Below are 16141 nucleotides of genomic sequence, written 5' to 3'. Positions count from 1 at the left end.
CGTTTATTTCAAATCATCGGCCAGCACTTGCACGATGCGCTGCGCGTTGGCCGACGACTCGGGTTGCCCGTTGGCATCCAGCACGGAGACGGTGGTCTGGGTGTCGCTGCTGCGTACCACGATGCGGTAGCGCACGGGGGTGGCCTCGCTGGCGCGCGAGCCGCCGAACACGCGGCTGATGATGCCGGGGCGGGCCGTGGCCACGGTGGCGTCGGGCGCCACGTAGCGCACGAAGTACACGCCTTGCGAGCGGTCACGGTCTTCCACGGTGAAGCCGGTGCGGTCCAGCGCCAGCCCCACGCGCCGCCAGGCACGGTCGAAGCCTTCGTCGAGTTGCAGCACGGGCACGTTGTTGACACTGCTCACGCGGGCGGCAGGCTGCACGGCGCCGGCTGCCATCAGGGCCTGGGATTGTTCCTGACTCACGCCGAGCTTGACCATGAGGCGGCGTAGAAATTCGGCTTCCAGTTCGGGGTCTGCCGGGCGTGGCTGCCAGACGGTGTTGTCTTGCCGGGTGGTGGTATAGACCTCCACCATGCCGCGGTGGCTGATGAAAATTTCGGTGCCGCCAGTGGCATTGCGTTCGAGCCGGGTGCGGAATTTGTCGCGCTCGCCGGTGGAGTAGAGGTTCTCGAACAGGCGTCCGATGGTGGCGCGAATGAAGTCTTGCGGGAGTTTGGCGCGGTTTTCGGCCCAGTCGGTTTCCATGATGCCGAGGTTTTGCTGGTCCAAGGTCAGCAAAAAGCCATTTTCCTGCCAGAAGTCCCGGATCGGCCCCCAGAGTTCTTCGGGCGCGCGATCCACCACCAGCCAGCGCTGGTTGCCGGCGCGTTCGATGCGGACGTCGCCGATCTGGCTCGCCGCCGTCGGCATGCCGCGGTGAGGTTGTGCCGTCTGGTAGCCGCTGGCCGTGACCACGCCGCCAGGCACCGTGTAGCGCGTATCGCGGCTCAGTTGGGTGAGGTCGGGTGGAATTTCGAGGGCATTGACCTGTTTGGCGCTTTTGTAGTCGATGCGGTCTTCTTCCAGAATGGAGCAACCGCTGGCCAGCGCAACGGCCAGCGCCACGGCGCCCCAGCGCAAGGGCGTGCTGCGGAAGGTCTGGGGGGAGGTGGCAGGGCGTTCGAGGTGCATGGATCGGCTCATCGGAAATTCGGCGCGTAAGGGGTTCCTGGGTGGGCGTTCAGAGCAGCCCTGCGTCGCGCAGGGCTTGGGCGACGGCAGGGTGGTGGGCGGGGCTCAGGGGCGTCAACGGCAGACGCAGGCCCGGACCGCATTTGCCCATCTGATGCAGGGCCCATTTGACAGGGATGGGGTTGGGTTCGACGAACAGCAGTTTGTGCACGGGCATCAGTTTCATTTGGATGGCCATCGCAGTTTTGACGTCGCCGGCGATGGCGGCCATGCACAGTTCGTGCATGAGTCTGGGGGCCACGTTGGCTGTGACGCTGACGTTGCCCTGGCCGCCACACAGCATGAGCGCCACGGCGGTGGGGTCGTCACCCGAATACACCGCGAAATGCGCTGGGGTTTCGCGGATCAGCCATTGGGCACGCTCGATGTTGCCCGTGGCTTCCTTGATGCCCACGATGCCGGGTACCTGGGCCAGACGCAGTACGGTGTCGTGGGCCAGATCGGCCACGGTACGGCCAGGCACGTTGTAGAGGACGATGGGCAGGTCGCCGGTGGCTTCGGCGATGGCCTTGAAATGCTGGTATTGCCCCTCCTGGGTGGGCTTGTTGTAGTAGGGCACCACCTGAAGCTGGCAGTCGGCGCCGACATCGCGGGCAAATTTGGCCAAGGCAATGGCTTCGGCCGTGGAATTCGCGCCACAACCGGCCATGATGGGAATACGGCCAGCCGCCTGTTCCACCGCCACGCGGATGACTTCGCAATGTTCCTGCACGCTCACCGTGGGGGATTCGCCGGTGGTGCCCACCACGCCGATGCAGTCTGTGCCTTCGGCGATGTGCCAGTCGATCAGCTTGCGCAAGGTGGGGTAGTCCACGCTGCCGTCTTCAAGCATGGGGGTGACCAGCGCCACGATGCTGCCAGTGATCGTTGTCATATGAACAGGTATGAGGGATGAAAAGAAGGATCAAACACACATTCTACCCAGCCGCACGAAGCCAATAGCGTGGCGGAGGGGCGTTTTCTGTCGCATCAGGGCGGACGGCGCAGATGCGCTGCAGATAGCGATCCGGCGAAGCCAGAAAACCGTTTTCATAGGCCACGATGTGCAGGCCCGCGCACACCTGCAGCAGTTCCCCCGGCTGGAGCAGAAAGTCGGGCCGGGAGGGCTTGCCCACGCTGGCATTGCCGTGGGCAAACGTTTCGTAGATCAGCACGCCGCCCGGGGCCAGGCAGGCCAGAATGTGGGGCCACAATGGGCGCCAGAGGTAGTGGGTGACCACCACCGCATCGAAGGATTGGCCTTCCAGAGGCCAGGGGCCGTTTTCGATGTCGGCGCAGACGATGCGCACCTGCTCGCCCAGGTCGATCAAGGTGGCCAGCGCGGCGGCGTCACGGTCCACCGCCGTCACGTGGCAGCCCTGCCGCGCCAGCCAACGGGTGTGGCGGCCATGACCGCAGGCCAGATCGAGCGCGCGCGGCCCTGCAGGATGTTGGCCGGGGATGAGATGGCTCCAGCGGCAGACCCAATCGGAAGGCGTTTGCGCGGTAGGGTTCATGCGTGCTCAAAAGCAGGCCCACAAACGGTCGGCCATGTCCACCATGAAAGCAGGATGGGTGTAGAGGGTGAACGCCAGTCCCATCAGGCCCGTTGCACCGATCCAGGCCAGCCAGCGCCAGAGCGGCCGAAGCGGGGCGTTGGGCCGTGCAGCGGGGGAGGAATGCGGTGGTGGCATGGCAGACGGGCGGAAATCATGCGGCAGCGCCGGCCACCCTTTGAGGGCCGCGCTGAATGGGGTGTTCCCGAATCGGCCAGTTCACCAACGCGGCGAAAATGCCCAGCGCGATCGAGATGTACCAGACGATATCGTAACTGCCCGTGCGGTCGTACAGCAGGCCGCCGAGCCACACCCCCATGAAACTGCCCACTTGGTGGCTGAAGAACACGAACCCGCCCAGCATAGACAGATGGGCCACGCCAAACACTTGTGCCACGATGGCGTTGGTGGGCGGCACGGTGGAAAGCCACAGCAGCCCCATGGCGCTGGCAAACAGATAGACCGCCCCTGGTGTGAGCGGCGCCAGCAGAAACAGCGTGATGGCGACCGAACGCATGAAATAGATGAAGGCCAGGATCTTCCGTTTGGCGAGTTTTTGGCCGAGCACGCCGGCCGCATAGGTGCCGAACACGTTGAACAGCCCGATCAGCGCCAGCGCGTAGCTGGCCACCTGGGGCGACAGGCCGTTATCTTTCAGGTAACTGGGCATGTGCACGCCAATGAACACCACCTGAAAACCACACACAAAGTAGCCCGCCATCAGCAACTGGAAGCTGCGGTAGCCGAAAGCCTCGCGCAGGGCTTGCGCAATCGTCTGTTCTCGGGCCACGGGCGCTGCCTGGCCGCTGAAGCCCGGTTCGCGCAGGCCCCAAGCCAGCGGGGCCATCAGCAAGGCCGCGGCCCCGAGAATGAGCAACGCTTCTTTCCAGCCAAACTGTGCGATCAGCAAGCCTTCCACCGGCACCATGAGGAATTGGCCGAACGAGCCGGCTGCGGCGGCCATGCCCATGGCCCAGGAGCGACGCTCTGCGGGGATCTGCCGGCCGATGATGCCGTAGATCACCGCGTAGGTCGTCCCGGCTTGGGCTGCGCCGATGAGCACGCCGGCCGTCAGCGCGAACACCAGCGTGGAGGTGGACAGCGCCATGCCGGTCAAACCCAGGGCATACAGCAAGGCGCCGCCCACCAGCACCCGGTAGCCCCCGAACTTGTCGGCCAGCATGCCGGCAAAGATGCCGAACAGCCCCCACGACAGGTTCTGGACCGCCATGGCGAAAGCGAAAGTCTCGCGTGTCCAGCCTTGGTCCTGGGTGATGGGTTGGAGCCACAGGCCAAAGCCGTGGCGGATGCCCATGGACAAGGTGACGATCGCTGCGCCGCAGGCCAGCACCTGCAGCATGGACAAACGGGGGGCGTGAGCAGTCATCCCGACACTGTAGCGAATTTGCGCCAGCCTTGTTCGCTGGTGGCCTCCTTACAATCCCGGGCCATGGCAGACACACCGATCTCCTCCTCCGGGGCCTTGCGAGCTTCCGGTTATGCGGAAAGTTCGATCCGCGTGCTCAAGGGGCTGGAGCCCGTCAAGCAGCGCCCCGGCATGTACACCCGCACCGACAACCCGCTGCACATCGTGCAGGAGGTGCTGGACAACGCCGCCGACGAGGCGCTGGCCGGCTTCGGCAAGCGCATTCGCGTCACCTTGCATGCCGATGGCTCGGTCAGCGTGGAAGACGATGGCCGCGGCATTCCGCACGGCATCCACCCCGAAGAAAACGCGCCAGTGCTGGAACTGGTGTTCACCCGGCTGCACGCCGGCGGCAAGTTCGACAAAGGCAAGGGCGGGGCGTACAGCTTCTCGGGCGGCTTGCATGGGGTGGGCGTGAGCGTGACCAACGCCCTGTCCACCCGGCTCGAAGTGACGAGCTACCGCGAAGGCCACGTGGCCCACATGGCCTTCGCTGGCGGCGACGTCGTCGCGCCTCTGACGCGGCGCCCGGCGGCCGATGGCGACCGCAAACAGGGAACCACGGTGCGCGTGTGGCCCGATCCCAAGTATTTCGAGTCGGCCAGTCTGCCGGCCGCTGAACTGGTGCAACTGCTGCGCAGCAAGGCCGTGCTGATGCCAGGCGTGACGGTCACCCTGGTCAACGAGAAAAACCGCGAAACCCAAAGCTGGCAGTACAAGGGGGGCTTGCGCGACTACCTGCAACAGACCCTCCATGGCGAGCCGTTGATTCCTTTGTTCGAGGGCGAAGGCTATGCCGATGCCGGGCACGACAGCTTTGCCGAGGGGGAGGGCGCTGCCTGGGCAGTGGCCTTCACCGAAGAAGGGGCGCCCGTGCGGGAAAGCTATGTCAACCTCATCCCCACCAGCGCCGGCGGCACCCACGACAGTGGCTTGCGCGACGGGCTGTTTCAGGCCGTCAAGAGTTTCATCGAGCTGCACGCCCTGCTGCCCAAAGGCGTCAAGCTGCTGCCCGAGGACGTGTTTGCCCGCGCCAGTTATGTGCTCAGCGCCAAGGTGCTGGATCCGCAGTTTCAAGGGCAGATCAAAGAGCGGCTGAATTCGCGCGATGCCGTGCGGTTGGTCAGCAGTTTCGTGCGGCCGGTGCTGGAGCTGTGGCTCAACCAGCATGTGGACCACGGCAGGCGGCTGGCCGAACTCGTGATTCGCGCGGCACAAAGCCGGCAGCGGGCCAGCCAGAAGGTAGAAAAGCGCAAAGGCAGTGGCGTGGCCGTGTTGCCGGGCAAGCTGACCGATTGCGAAAGCCGCGACATCGCCCACAACGAGCTGTTTCTGGTGGAGGGCGACAGTGCCGGCGGCAGCGCCAAAATGGGGCGCGACAAAGAGTACCAGGCCATCTTGCCTTTGCGTGGCAAGGTGCTCAACACCTGGGAGGTGGAGCGCGACCGGCTGTTTGCCAATGCCGAGGTACACGACATCGCCGTTGCCATTGGCGTGGACCCCCATGGTCCCGATGACGAGGTGGACCTCAGCGGTCTGCGCTACGGCAAGATTTGCATTCTGAGCGACGCAGACGTGGACGGTTCGCACATCCAGGTGCTGCTGTTGACCTTGTTCTTCCGCCATTTCCCCAAGCTCATCGAAGCGGGCCACGTGTATGTGGCGCGTCCGCCGCTGTTTCGGGTGGACGTGCCTGCGCGCGGCAAGAAGCCGGCGGGCAAGGTGTATGCGCTGGACGAAGGCGAACTGACGGCCATTCTGGACAAGCTGCGCAAAGACGGCGTCAGGGAAGGCGCCTGGAGCATCAGTCGCTTCAAGGGGCTGGGCGAAATGAGCGCCGAACAACTGTGGGACACCACGCTCAACCCCGATACGCGCCGTCTGCTGCCGGTGCAACTGGGCGCATTCGACTTCGCCGCCACCGAGGCCCAGTTCAGTCAGCTCATGGGCAAGGGTGAGGCTGCCGCCCGCCGCGAGCTCATGGAGCGACACGGGGACGCGGTGGAGATCGATGTGTGAGCGCCAGCGGCGGGCCGTCAGTCGGGTGCCTGCTGGCCGCGGCGCCTGGGCGGATAACGCCACCACGCCCAGAGCACCAGCAAGCCGAAGGCGGTGTAGATGAGCGCAAACACCCACAAAGGGGCTTGGTAGTAGATGATCCGCTCTACCCAGTGCTGCACAAAGCTGGATGTGTACGACGGCTGACCGGCCCGTTCGCGCAGTGCCGATTCCCATACGGTCAGCGGGCAATAGCGCCCCAGCCAAGCTTGCAGCGTCACGACGCCAATGGCCGCCAGATGGGTCAGTCGCCAGTGCCAGGCATTGACCCAGCCCCACCCCAGCCGATTCCCGATCACGATGGCGGGCAGCCCCAGCACCACGAACAGCACCACCCCCAGGTGCAGCACCAGCACCGCGTCGGCCAGCGCTTGATAGGGCAGAGCCATCTGTCAGGGTTTTCTGCCCAGCGCCTGCGCGATTTTCTGGTCGGTCTTGTACTGACTCAGGGCATAGACTGACCACAGCGCCGCCGGCAGCCAGCCGATGATGGTGATCTGCAGAATCAGGCAAATGATGCCGGCAAACGGCCGGCCGATGGTAAAAAACTGCAGCCAGGGCAGAAAGATCGCAAGCAGCAGGCGCATGGCGTCTTGGCTCCTTCGTCCAGCCCCAGTCACTTGGGGCGGTGCAGCGCGCAGAGCTTGTTGCCGTCGGGGTCGCGCACGTAGGCCAGATGCAACACGCCGGTAGGGCCTTGACGCGGGCCCGGGGGAGATTCGATGGAGGTGCCGCCGTGCGCCACGGCCACATCGTGGAACTGTTGCACCTGCTCAGGCGATTGGCACTTGAAGCCGATGGTGCTGCCATTGGCGCAGGTGGCCGGCTCGTTGTTGATGGGCTGGGTCACCGCGAACGACACACCCTCATGCCGGTAGAACACCCGCTGGTGGCCGCTGCCTGCGGTGTTGCGGATCCCTTCGGGCACGCCCAGCACGCCGAGGACGGCGTCGTAGAAGCGTTTGGACTTTTCGATGTCGTTGGTGCCGACCATCACGTGGCTGAACATGGTTGTCTCCTGTGGATAAAGGTCTATGTTCGCATTGTCGCCGGTTCAAGCCGCCACGGGCGATGGGTCGGTCATGCCTTGATGGCGCAGCAGCGCGTCGATGCGTGGCTCGCGTCCGCGAAAGGCCTTGAACGATTCCATGGCTGGCCGGCTGCCGCCGACGGCCAGGATCTCTTGCAGATAGCGCTGGCCGGTGGCGGCATCCAGCACGGTCCCGCTGTGCCGCGCGGCCTCTTCGAAAGCCGCATAGGCGTCGGCGCTGAGGACTTCGGCCCATTTGTAGCTGTAATACCCCGCCGCATAGCCGCCCGCGAAAATGTGGCTGAATGTGTGCGGCATGCGGTTGTAGGCCGGCGGATGGATGAGTGCCACCTCTTGGCGCACCTGTTGCAGCAGGCCCATGAAGTCCACCCCGTCGGCGTTGCGCGGCGCGTCGGCGCGGTGCAGCAGCATGTCGAACAAGGCGAACTCGATTTGCCGCAGGGTTTGCAAGCCGCTTTGGAAGTTGCGGGCCGCCAGCATTTTCTCGAACAACGCCCGCGGCAGCGGTTCGCCCGTGTCCACATGGGCGGTCAACTGGCGCAGCACGTCCCATTCCCAGCAGAAGTTCTCCATGAATTGGCTGGGCAGTTCCACCGCGTCCCATTCCACCCCGCTGATGCCGCTGACGTCGTGCTCGTCCACCTGGGTCAGCAGGTGGTGCAGGCCGTGTCCGAACTCGTGGAACAAGGTGATGACATCGTCATGCGTGAGCAGGGCCGGCTTGCCATCGACGCCTTCGGCAAAGTTGCACACGAGGTGCGCCACAGGGGTTTGGAGGCGCCCGCCGTCGGGCCGCAGCCAGCGGGCGCGCACGTCGTCCATCCAGGCCCCGCCGCGCTTGCCCGTGCGCGCGCCAGGGTCCAGGTAGAACTGGCCCACGCACTCGGGTTCGGTCGCGCCCGCGCGCAACCGCTCGATGCGGAAAAACTGCACGCTCGGGTGCCAGACGGGGGCCTGGTCGGGCCGGATGCGCACGTCGAACAGGGTCTCGACGATTCGGAACAACCCTTGCAGCACCTTGGGGGCGGTGAAGTAGGGCTTGACGTCTTGCTCGCTGTAGGCGTAGCGGGCCTGGCGCAATTGCTCGCCGATGTAAGGCCAGTCCCAGGCTTGGGGGGCGTCCAGCCCCAGGTGCTCGGCGGCGAAGCGGCGCATGTCGTCGAGGTCGCGCTGGGCATGGGGGCGGGCTTTGGCCGCCAGCTCGCGCAGAAACGCGGTCACCTGCTCGGGCGACTCGGCCATCTTGGGCACCAGCGACAAGGTGGCGAAGTCGGGGTAGCCCAGCAGTTGGGCTTCCTCTTGCCGCAGCGCCAGAATTTCCCGGATCAGCGCGGTGTTGTCCAGGCGCGGCGCCTCAGGCACTTCGGCAGGGTTGGCCTGGTCGCTGGCGCGGGTGGTGTAGGCGCGATAGAGGCGTTCGCGCAACGCCCGGTTGCTGCCGAATTGCATCACGGGCAAGTAGCAGGGCAATTTGAGCGTGAGCTTGTAGCCTGCTTGGCCGTCGGCCTCGGCGGCGGCGCGGGCCGCGGCCTTCACGTCTTCGGGCACGCCGTCGAGCTCGTGCGCTTGCACATAAAGGGTGTAGGCGTCGGTCGCATCCAGGGTGTTTTCGCTGAACTTTTGGCTCAACTCGGCCAGCCGCTCCTGGATGGCGGCAAACCGCTCCTTGGCCGCGCCCTGCAGTTCCGCCCCGCCCAGCACGAAGCCGCGCAATGCATGGCGGTGCGCCTGGGCTTGCTCGCGCGTCAAGCGGGCGGGGTCCATGGCCTTGTACTTGGCGTACAGCCGCTCATCGGCCCCCAGCCGGGTCCAGAATTCGGTGACTTGCGGCAAGGCCGCGTTGTAAGCCGCTCGCAGCGCGGGCGTATCGGCCACCGCATTGAGGTGGCTGACCGCCGACCAAGCCCGGCCCAGGCGCTCAGTGGCCACGTCGAGCACGGCGGCCATGCGCGACCATTCGGCGGGGAAGTCCGCCGCCGTCACGGTGTCCAGCGCGGCCTGGGCTTGCTCCAGGAGCGCTTGGATCGCCGGCGCCACGTGCTCGGGCGCAATGGCGTCGAAACGCGGCAGGTCGGTGAAGTCCAGCAACGGGTTGTTGGCCAGGTTCAGGGTGTCAGCAGGGGAGACGGCGTTCATGAGTGTGCGATGGCTGGTCGAGTATCAATAGCCCGAGACTAAGGCGGAAGCCTCAACCCTGTGGCTGACAGGGGTGAGGCAGACCGTCAGGCCTGGTTGAGTTTTTTCACGCTCTTGGGCTTGGGCTTTTTGGCCTTCTTGATCAGGCCGCCGGCCGTCAGGCGCTGATTGCCCAGCAAGCGCACGGTTTTCACCTCGGGGCGCTGCCCGCCTTTTTTGCTGTATTTGAGGATTTTGATCTCCCGCGGGCCGGGTTTGCGGTCTTCGTCGGGCGCCTTGGCCTTGTCGGGGATGGGGCGCCAGAGCACCAGCAGCTTGCCGATGTGCTGAATGGGGGCGGCGTCCAGCGTGTCGGCCAAGTCGCGCAGCATGGCTTCGCGTTCGTTGCGGTCGTCGCTGAACACGCGCACCTTGATCAGCCCGTGGGCATTGAGCGCGGCATCCACTTCGCGGCGGACGGCATCGGTCAGGCCGTCGGCGCCGATGAGCACGACCGGGTCGAGATGGTGCGCATCGGCACGGTGAAGTTTGCGCTGGGCGGGGGTGAGTTGAATCTGTGGCATGGGACAATTATCCCAGCATGAAAGTCAAAACGCAGAGCAAAAAGGTCAACAAGGCGTGGCTGAATCAGCACGTCAACGATCCATGGGTCAAACTGGCCCAGAAGGAGGGCTACCGTGCGCGGGCCGCCTACAAGCTCAAGGAAATCGATGAAACCTTCCGCCTGTTGCGCCCCGGGCAGTGTGTGGTGGATTTGGGTTGCGCGCCCGGGGCCTGGAGCCAGTATGTGCGCCGGCGGCTGGCCCCGCAAGGCGCGCCCGCCGGGTCGTTGGAGGGCTTGATCGTGGGGCTGGACTTGTTGCCGATGGAGCCGATCGAGGGCGTGCGCTACATCCAGGGGGATTTTCGCGAGGAGGTGGTGCTGGCTCAGCTCGAAGAGGCGCTGCGCCTGCCCGATGGGCGCAGCCGGCCCGTGGATGTGGTCGTCTCGGACATGGCTCCCAATCTGTCGGGGGTGGAGTCGGTCGATGCGGCCCGCATCGAGCATTTGGTGGAACTGGCGGTGGCGTTTGCCCGGCAGCACCTCAAGCCCGAAGGCGCCTTGGTGGCCAAGGTGTTCCACGGCGGGGCCTACGATGGCTTGGTGCGGCTGTTTCGCGACACGTTTCGCGCCGTCAAGCCCTGCAAGCCGAAAGCCTCGCGCGACAAATCGGCGGAAACCTTTTTGGTCGGCATCGGTCTGAAATGAAGCCCCCGATCGGTTTTTCCTATCCCTGTGATGCATATGGATTTGTCGTCGGGGTGGGCCGGACCTCTTGAAAGACCTAAAATGGGTCCAATGTCAAGGTCAGTGATTTCGAGCAGGAGCCTTTCTTGAACAACCAGTGGTTTTCCAAAGTTGCGGTGTGGATGGTGATCGCCATGGTGCTGTTCACCGTCTTCAAGCAATTCGACGGGCGCACCACGGCCGGCGCCGGCTACATCAGCTATTCCGACTTCCTCAACGAAGTCAAGGCCCAGCGCATCAAGAGCGCGACCATCCAGGAAGGCTCCAGTGGCACCGAGATCATCGCCATCACCAGCGATGACCGCCGCGTGCGCACCAACGCCACCTACCTCGACCGGGGCTTGATTGGCGACCTGATCGCCAACGACGTGCGCTTCGACGTGCGCCCGCGCGAGGAGGGTTCGCTCCTCATGACGCTGCTCGTGAGCTGGGGGCCGATGCTGCTGCTCATCGGCGTGTGGATTTATTTCATGCGCCAGATGCAAGGCGGCGGCAAGGGCGGCGCGTTCAGCTTCGGCAAGAGCAAGGCCCGCATGCTCGACGAGAATGCCAACACTGTCACCTTCGCCGACGTGGCCGGCTGCGACGAGGCCAAGGAGGAGGTGAAGGAGGTGGTGGACTTCCTGAAAGACCCCGCCAAGTTCCAGAAGCTGGGTGGGCGCATTCCGCGCGGTCTGTTGCTGGTCGGGCCCCCGGGTACCGGCAAGACGCTGCTGGCCAAGTCCATCGCTGGCGAAGCCAAGGTGCCGTTCTTCAGCATTTCGGGCTCCGATTTCGTGGAAATGTTCGTGGGCGTGGGCGCTGCTCGCGTGCGCGACATGTTCGAGCAGGCCAAGAAGAACGCCCCGTGCATCATCTTCATCGACGAAATCGACGCCGTGGGCCGTCAGCGTGGCGCTGGCTTGGGCGGCGGCAATGACGAGCGCGAGCAGACGCTCAACCAGATGCTCGTCGAGATGGATGGCTTCGAGACCAACCTGGGCGTCATCGTGATCGCCGCCACCAACCGGCCCGACATTCTGGACGCCGCCCTGCTGCGCCCGGGGCGTTTCGACCGCCAGGTGTACGTCACGCTGCCCGACATCCGCGGCCGCGAGCAGATTCTCAATGTTCACATGCGCAAGATCCCGATCGGTAGCGACGTCAGCGCCGCCGTGATTGCGCGCGGCACGCCGGGCATGAGTGGCGCCGATCTGGCCAACCTGTGCAATGAGGCCGCGCTGATGGCCGCCCGCCGCAATGCCCGCGTGGTGGAGATGCAGGACTTCGAAAAGGCCAAGGACAAAATCCTCATGGGCCCCGAGCGCAAGAGCATGGTCATGCCCGAGGAGGAGCGGCGCAACACCGCTTACCACGAGGCAGGGCACGCCCTCATCGGCAAGTTGCTGCCCAAGTGCGATCCGGTGCACAAGGTCACCATCATCCCGCGCGGCCGCGCGCTGGGCGTGACGATGAGCCTGCCCGAGAAGGACCGCTACTCCTACGACAAGGAGTACATGCTCAACCAGATCAGCATGCTGTTTGGCGGCCGCATTGCCGAAGAGGTCTTCATGAACCAGATGACCACCGGCGCCAGCAACGACTTCGAGCGTGCCACGCAAATCGCGCGCGACATGGTCATGCGCTATGGCATGTCCGAAAAGCTCGGGCCGATGGTCTATGCCGAAAACGAAGGCGAGGTGTTCCTGGGCCGCTCCATCACCAAGACCACGCACATGAGCGAAGAAACCATGCGCAAGGTCGATGCCGAGGTGCGCCGCATCATCGACGAGCAATACGCCCTTGCTCGGCGCCTGATCGAAGAAAACAAAGACAAGATGCACGCGATGGCCAAGGCCCTGCTGGAGTGGGAGACCATCGAGTCCGAGCAGATCGACGACATCATGGCCGGCAAGCCGCCGCGTCCGCCGAAAGACTTCACGCCCCGCAATCCGAATACGGGTGGCGGAGACAGCGGCGGTTCGGCCGCCGTGAAATCCGACCCGGCACCGTCGGCCGCCTGACACGCCGGCCGTTCCCACCCACCTGCAGGGGCCTTCGGGCCCCTGCGGTTTTGCAGGCGACACCCTCCATGCAGCAGTGGCAGACTTCCCGCTTCACCATCGACCTCAGCCGCCCCGTGCTGATGGGGATTCTCAATGTCACCCCCGATTCTTTTTCCGATGGAGGCCGCTTTCTGGCGCCTGGCGACGCCTTGCAACAGGCCGAGCGGCTCGTGGCGGATGGGGCGGGCATTCTGGATGTGGGCGCCGAGTCCACCCGCCCCGGCGCCCCGGCGCTGCCGCTGGAGGCGGAACTGGAGCGGCTGCTGCCGGTGTTGCGGGAATTGGTGACCTGGGGCGTGCCCCTGTCTGTGGACACCTACAAACCCGAAGTGATGCAAGCCTGCCTGGACTTGGGGGTGGACATCATCAACGACGTGTGGGCCCTGCGCCGGACGGGCGAGCGCGGCCTGTCGGCGGAGCAGGTGGTGGCGCAGCACGGCCGCTGCGGGGTGTGCCTGATGCATATGCATCTGGAGCCGCAGTCCATGCAAATCGCTCCCATGCAGGGCGATGCCGTGCCGCAGGTGGTGGCGTTTCTCAGGGAGCGGGCGCAGCGCCTGGGCGAGTTGGGCGTGGCCCCGCAGCGGGTGGTGCTGGACTATGGCATCGGCTTTGGCAAGACGGTCGAGCAGAATTTTGCCCTGCTGGCTCGACAAAACGAACTGCTGGCCTTGGGGCATCCCTTGCTGGCAGGCTGGTCGCGCAAATCGTCGCTTGGGCACGTCACCGGCCGCCAATCCCCGCAGGAGCGGGTGCTGGCGAGTGTGACGGCGGCCGTGCTGGCGGCTGAACGAGGCGCCCGGATTTTGCGGGTCCATGACGTGGCGGCCACCGCCGAGGCGCTCAAGGTGTGGCAGGCGATGGTGGCGCGGGCCGCGTGATAATGTCGGCTTTCGCTGACGACAGACATCTCATGAAAAGACAGTATTTCGGCACCGACGGCATCAGGGGGACCGTCGGTCAGGCGCCCATCACGCCAGATTTCGTGTTGCGGTTGGCCCATGCCGTGGGCCGAGTGCTCAAGCGCACCGAATCGCACCCCGTCGTGCTCATTGGCAAAGACACACGGATTTCTGGCTACATGCTGGAGTCGGCGCTGGAGTCGGGCTTCAACTCCGCCGGCGTGGACGTGGTGTTGCTCGGCCCGGTGCCCACTCCGGCGGTGGCTTACCTCACCCGCGCCCAGCGGGCCTCGCTGGGGGTGGTGATTTCGGCCAGTCACAACCCGTTTGCCGACAATGGCATCAAGTTTTTCGATGCCCGGGGCGCCAAGCTCCCTGACGAGTGGGAATTGGCGGTTGAGGCCGCGCTGGCTGAGCCGCCGCTGTGGGTCGATTCGGCCCGCCTGGGCAAGACGCGCCGGCTCGACGATGCTGCCGGCCGTTACATCGAATTCTGCAAGAGCACGTTCGCCAATGACCTGTCGTTGCGTGGGCTCAAGGTCGTCGTCGATGCCGCACACGGCGCGGCCTACCACATCGCCCCCAAGGTGTTTCACGAGCTCGGGGCTGAAGTGGTGGAAATCGGTTGCCAGCCCGATGGGTTCAACATCAACCACGAAGTCGGCGCCACCCATCCGCAAACGTTGGTGGCAGCGGTGCGTGCCCATGGCGCGGATGTGGGCATCGCTCTCGATGGCGATGCCGACCGCCTGCAAATGGTGGATGCCGCGGGGCGGCTCTACAACGGCGATGAATTGCTGTACCTGCTGGCCGATGACCGGCTTGGGCGCGATGAGGTGGTGCCGGGGGTGGTGGGCACGCTGATGACCAACATGGCCGTGGAACATGCCTTGCAGGCCAAGGGGGTGCAGTTCGTGCGTGCCAAGGTCGGGGACCGCTATGTGCTGGAAGAGCTGCTGCGGCGGCGCTGGCAACTGGGTGGCGAGGGTTCTGGCCACCTGCTCATTCTGGACCGGCAGACCACGGGGGACGCCATCGTGTCGGCGTTGCAGGTGCTGCAGGCGTGCGTGCGCAGCGGCCAGACGATGGCCGAACTGTTGCAAGGGTTGCAGCTGTTCCCCCAGGTGCTCATCAATGTCCGCCTGCGGCCCGACCAGGATTGGCAGACCCATGCGCCCTTGCAAGCCGAAATCGCGCAGGCGCAAACCGCGCTCGGCGAGGCGGGGCGGGTGCTCATTCGCGCCAGCGGCACCGAGCCGCTGTTGCGCGTGATGGTCGAGGCTCGCGAGGCCGAAACCGCACAGCACTGGGCGCGGCGTCTGGCAGAGGTGGCCGCCGCATGAATGCCATCCGCATCGTCGAAGCCGATTACCGCAATCCGGTGCATGCCCGTGCCATCGTTGAAGTGCTCGACGCCTATGCGCGCGATCCGGCCGGGGGCGGGGAGGGGCTGTCCGAGCATGCCCGCGCCCATCTCGTGGAAGAGCTCGCGCGTCGCCCCGCTTACAGCGTCCTGGCTTTCGATGGCGAGCAACCGGTGGGTCTGGTCAACGCCATCGAGGGGTTTTCCACGTTCAAGTGCCGTCCGCTGGTCAATGTGCATGACGTGGCCGTCGTGGCCAGCCACCGTGGGCTGCGCATTGCCGAGCGCATGCTGGAACTGGTGGAGCAACTGGCCCGTGCGCGAGGGGCCTGCAAGCTGACGCTGGAAGTGCTCGAAGGCAACCGGCCGGCCGTCCGACTCTATCAACGCATCGGGTTCGAAGGCTATCAGCTCGATCCTGCCATGGGGCAGGCCCGTTTCATGCAGAAATGGCTTTGAGGGCCTGAGGAGCGCCGGCTTCGGGGCTTGGCAACACCGGAGCGGTGGCGTAATCTACGCCATGATGAGAAGCCGCATTTCCACGTCCAATGTCGAGTGGGCCAGCGTGGGCAGATCACGGCGCCGTTTTCTGGTGACGGCTGCCAATGTGCCGGTCGCCATCGGTGGCTGGGCCCTGGCTGGCCGTGCGTGGGCGCAGCCTGCTTCTGCCGCGGCCGAGGAGGCCCAGGCGCCGCCCTTGCCTGCCTTGGGAGCGGAGTTGCGCGTGCCATCGATTGCCTTGCTCGACGGCAGCGTGTTCGACGCCGATCGCCGGCCAGCGCGGCCGCTGCTCATCTACTGGTGGGCCAGCATTTGCCCCTTCTGCGCTTTGCAGAGCCCCCACATGGAAACTTTCTGGCGCAAGCATCGCGGCCAGATCGATTTTCTGGGCTTGTCGATCGACCGCCACGCCGATTTGGCCCACCAATACCTGATCCGTCGTGGATACACCTTTCCCTCCGCCTGGACGAGCCCGCAATGGCGGCAAGGCTTTCCCAAGCCCAAGGGGCTGCCGATCACTCTGCTGCTCGATGCCGCCGGTCGGGTGCGCGCGGCTGAGCAAGGGCAGATGTTTGCGGAAGACATCGAAGCGCTGGCCGATCTGGTGGCCTGAAGTTTCCAGCCGAGCGGGGTCGGTTTTTC

17 protein-coding genes are annotated in these 16141 nt (G+C 65.1%); 7 read left to right on the top strand and 10 right to left on the bottom strand.

Annotated features, from left to right (window positions below; all coding sequences use genetic code 11):
- Positions 1 to 3 precede the first annotated feature (3 nt).
- The 5 genes from bamC to DFR43_RS01615 are packed head-to-tail and all read right to left on the bottom strand — an operon-like array spanning position 4 to position 4116.
- Positions 4 to 1134, bottom strand: a complete 1131-nt coding sequence (gene bamC / locus DFR43_RS01630; protein ID WP_133595635.1) for an outer membrane protein assembly factor BamC — start codon at positions 1132 to 1134, stop codon at positions 4 to 6.
- Positions 1135 to 1183: 49 nt separating this feature from the next.
- Entirely contained in the window at positions 1184 to 2068 is an 885-nt protein-coding gene (gene dapA / locus DFR43_RS01625) for a 4-hydroxy-tetrahydrodipicolinate synthase (protein ID WP_133595634.1), read from the bottom strand.
- A gap of 43 nt (positions 2069 to 2111) precedes the next feature.
- A complete protein-coding gene (locus DFR43_RS01620) occupies positions 2112 to 2690 on the bottom strand; it encodes a class I SAM-dependent methyltransferase (protein ID WP_133595633.1) in 579 nt (192 codons plus the stop codon).
- 6 nt (positions 2691 to 2696) lie between these two features.
- Complete coding sequence (locus DFR43_RS13600) at positions 2697 to 2867, bottom strand: hypothetical protein (protein WP_164499684.1); 171 nt, start codon at positions 2865 to 2867, stop codon at positions 2697 to 2699.
- A gap of 16 nt (positions 2868 to 2883) precedes the next feature.
- Positions 2884 to 4116 (bottom strand): MFS transporter, encoded by a 1233-nt coding sequence (locus tag DFR43_RS01615; RefSeq protein ID WP_133595632.1) that lies wholly within the window; start codon positions 4114 to 4116, stop codon positions 2884 to 2886.
- A 63-nt stretch (positions 4117 to 4179) separates the two neighbouring features.
- Here DFR43_RS01615 and DFR43_RS01610 point away from each other — a divergent pair, with 63 nt between their 5' ends.
- Positions 4180 to 6174: a DNA topoisomerase IV subunit B gene (locus tag DFR43_RS01610; protein WP_133595631.1), complete on the top strand. Its 1995-nt coding sequence runs from the start codon at positions 4180 to 4182 to the stop codon at positions 6172 to 6174.
- A gap of 17 nt (positions 6175 to 6191) precedes the next feature.
- Here DFR43_RS01610 and DFR43_RS01605 read toward each other — a convergent pair whose 3' ends face one another.
- From DFR43_RS01605 to DFR43_RS01585, 5 genes are all read right to left on the bottom strand, one after another.
- Positions 6192 to 6602 (bottom strand): DUF2784 domain-containing protein, encoded by a 411-nt coding sequence (locus tag DFR43_RS01605; protein WP_133595630.1) that lies wholly within the window; start codon positions 6600 to 6602, stop codon positions 6192 to 6194.
- Between the two features lie 3 nt (positions 6603 to 6605).
- Positions 6606 to 6800 carry a YqaE/Pmp3 family membrane protein gene (locus tag DFR43_RS01600; RefSeq protein WP_133595629.1) on the bottom strand — a complete coding sequence of 65 codons (195 nt, stop codon included), beginning with the start codon at positions 6798 to 6800 and terminating at the stop codon, positions 6606 to 6608.
- A 29-nt stretch (positions 6801 to 6829) separates the two neighbouring features.
- Complete coding sequence (locus DFR43_RS01595) at positions 6830 to 7222, bottom strand: VOC family protein (RefSeq protein WP_133595628.1); 393 nt, start codon at positions 7220 to 7222, stop codon at positions 6830 to 6832.
- A gap of 45 nt (positions 7223 to 7267) precedes the next feature.
- A complete protein-coding gene (locus DFR43_RS01590; protein ID WP_133595627.1) occupies positions 7268 to 9400 on the bottom strand; it encodes a M3 family metallopeptidase in 2133 nt (710 codons plus the stop codon).
- An 86-nt stretch (positions 9401 to 9486) separates the two neighbouring features.
- The gene (locus DFR43_RS01585; RefSeq protein WP_133595626.1) at positions 9487 to 9963 is read right to left on the bottom strand and encodes a YhbY family RNA-binding protein; all 477 of its coding nucleotides are present in this window, start codon (positions 9961 to 9963) and stop codon (positions 9487 to 9489) included.
- Positions 9964 to 9980: 17 nt separating this feature from the next.
- Between DFR43_RS01585 and DFR43_RS01580 the strand changes: the two genes are divergently transcribed.
- The 6 genes from DFR43_RS01580 (at position 9981) to DFR43_RS01555 (ending at position 16112) form a co-directional block, all read left to right on the top strand.
- On the top strand, positions 9981 to 10649 hold the full coding sequence (locus DFR43_RS01580; protein WP_133595625.1) for an RlmE family RNA methyltransferase: 669 nt from the start codon (positions 9981 to 9983) through the stop codon (positions 10647 to 10649).
- Positions 10650 to 10774: 125 nt separating this feature from the next.
- The gene (gene ftsH, locus DFR43_RS01575; protein WP_133595624.1) at positions 10775 to 12691 is read left to right on the top strand and encodes an ATP-dependent zinc metalloprotease FtsH; all 1917 of its coding nucleotides are present in this window, start codon (positions 10775 to 10777) and stop codon (positions 12689 to 12691) included.
- Positions 12692 to 12759: 68 nt separating this feature from the next.
- The gene (gene folP / locus DFR43_RS01570; RefSeq protein WP_133595623.1) at positions 12760 to 13614 is read left to right on the top strand and encodes a dihydropteroate synthase; all 855 of its coding nucleotides are present in this window, start codon (positions 12760 to 12762) and stop codon (positions 13612 to 13614) included.
- Between the two features lie 32 nt (positions 13615 to 13646).
- Positions 13647 to 14978 (top strand): phosphoglucosamine mutase, encoded by a 1332-nt coding sequence (glmM, locus tag DFR43_RS01565; protein ID WP_133595622.1) that lies wholly within the window; start codon positions 13647 to 13649, stop codon positions 14976 to 14978.
- Entirely contained in the window at positions 14975 to 15457 is a 483-nt protein-coding gene (locus tag DFR43_RS01560; protein WP_133595621.1) for a GNAT family N-acetyltransferase, read from the top strand. The genes glmM and DFR43_RS01560 overlap by 4 nt, the downstream gene beginning before the upstream one ends.
- A gap of 61 nt (positions 15458 to 15518) precedes the next feature.
- Positions 15519 to 16112 carry a TlpA family protein disulfide reductase gene (locus DFR43_RS01555; protein WP_133595620.1) on the top strand — a complete coding sequence of 198 codons (594 nt, stop codon included), beginning with the start codon at positions 15519 to 15521 and terminating at the stop codon, positions 16110 to 16112.
- The last annotated feature ends 29 nt before the right edge of the window (positions 16113 to 16141 follow it).

The sequence above is a fragment of the Tepidicella xavieri genome, assembly GCF_004363315.1.
Taxonomy (GTDB): Bacteria; Pseudomonadota; Gammaproteobacteria; order Burkholderiales; family Burkholderiaceae_C; genus Tepidicella; species Tepidicella xavieri.
This window is presented reverse-complemented; position numbering and strand designations above follow the sequence as displayed.

Bases quoted from the DNA above. Each gene is read 5' to 3' on its own strand.
- bamC (WP_133595635.1), bottom strand. From the start codon at position 1,134: ATGCACCTCGAACGCCCTGCCACCTCCCCCCAGACCTTCCGCAGCACG.
- dapA (WP_133595634.1), bottom strand. From the start codon at position 2,068: ATGACAACGATCACTGGCAGCATCGTGGCGCTGGTCACCCCCATGCTT.
- DFR43_RS01620 (WP_133595633.1), bottom strand. From the start codon at position 2,690: ATGAACCCTACCGCGCAAACGCCTTCCGATTGGGTCTGCCGCTGGAGC.
- DFR43_RS13600 (WP_164499684.1), bottom strand. From the start codon at position 2,867: ATGCCACCACCGCATTCCTCCCCCGCTGCACGGCCCAACGCCCCGCTT.
- DFR43_RS01615 (WP_133595632.1), bottom strand. From the start codon at position 4,116: ATGACTGCTCACGCCCCCCGTTTGTCCATGCTGCAGGTGCTGGCCTGC.
- DFR43_RS01610 (WP_133595631.1), top strand. From the start codon at position 4,180: ATGGCAGACACACCGATCTCCTCCTCCGGGGCCTTGCGAGCTTCCGGT.
- DFR43_RS01605 (WP_133595630.1), bottom strand. From the start codon at position 6,602: ATGGCTCTGCCCTATCAAGCGCTGGCCGACGCGGTGCTGGTGCTGCAC.
- DFR43_RS01600 (WP_133595629.1), bottom strand. From the start codon at position 6,800: ATGCGCCTGCTGCTTGCGATCTTTCTGCCCTGGCTGCAGTTTTTTACC.
- DFR43_RS01595 (WP_133595628.1), bottom strand. From the start codon at position 7,222: ATGTTCAGCCACGTGATGGTCGGCACCAACGACATCGAAAAGTCCAAA.
- DFR43_RS01590 (WP_133595627.1), bottom strand. From the start codon at position 9,400: ATGAACGCCGTCTCCCCTGCTGACACCCTGAACCTGGCCAACAACCCG.
- DFR43_RS01585 (WP_133595626.1), bottom strand. From the start codon at position 9,963: ATGCCACAGATTCAACTCACCCCCGCCCAGCGCAAACTTCACCGTGCC.
- DFR43_RS01580 (WP_133595625.1), top strand. From the start codon at position 9,981: ATGAAAGTCAAAACGCAGAGCAAAAAGGTCAACAAGGCGTGGCTGAAT.
- folP (WP_133595623.1), top strand. From the start codon at position 12,760: ATGCAGCAGTGGCAGACTTCCCGCTTCACCATCGACCTCAGCCGCCCC.
- glmM (WP_133595622.1), top strand. From the start codon at position 13,647: ATGAAAAGACAGTATTTCGGCACCGACGGCATCAGGGGGACCGTCGGT.
- DFR43_RS01560 (WP_133595621.1), top strand. From the start codon at position 14,975: ATGAATGCCATCCGCATCGTCGAAGCCGATTACCGCAATCCGGTGCAT.
- DFR43_RS01555 (WP_133595620.1), top strand. From the start codon at position 15,519: ATGATGAGAAGCCGCATTTCCACGTCCAATGTCGAGTGGGCCAGCGTG.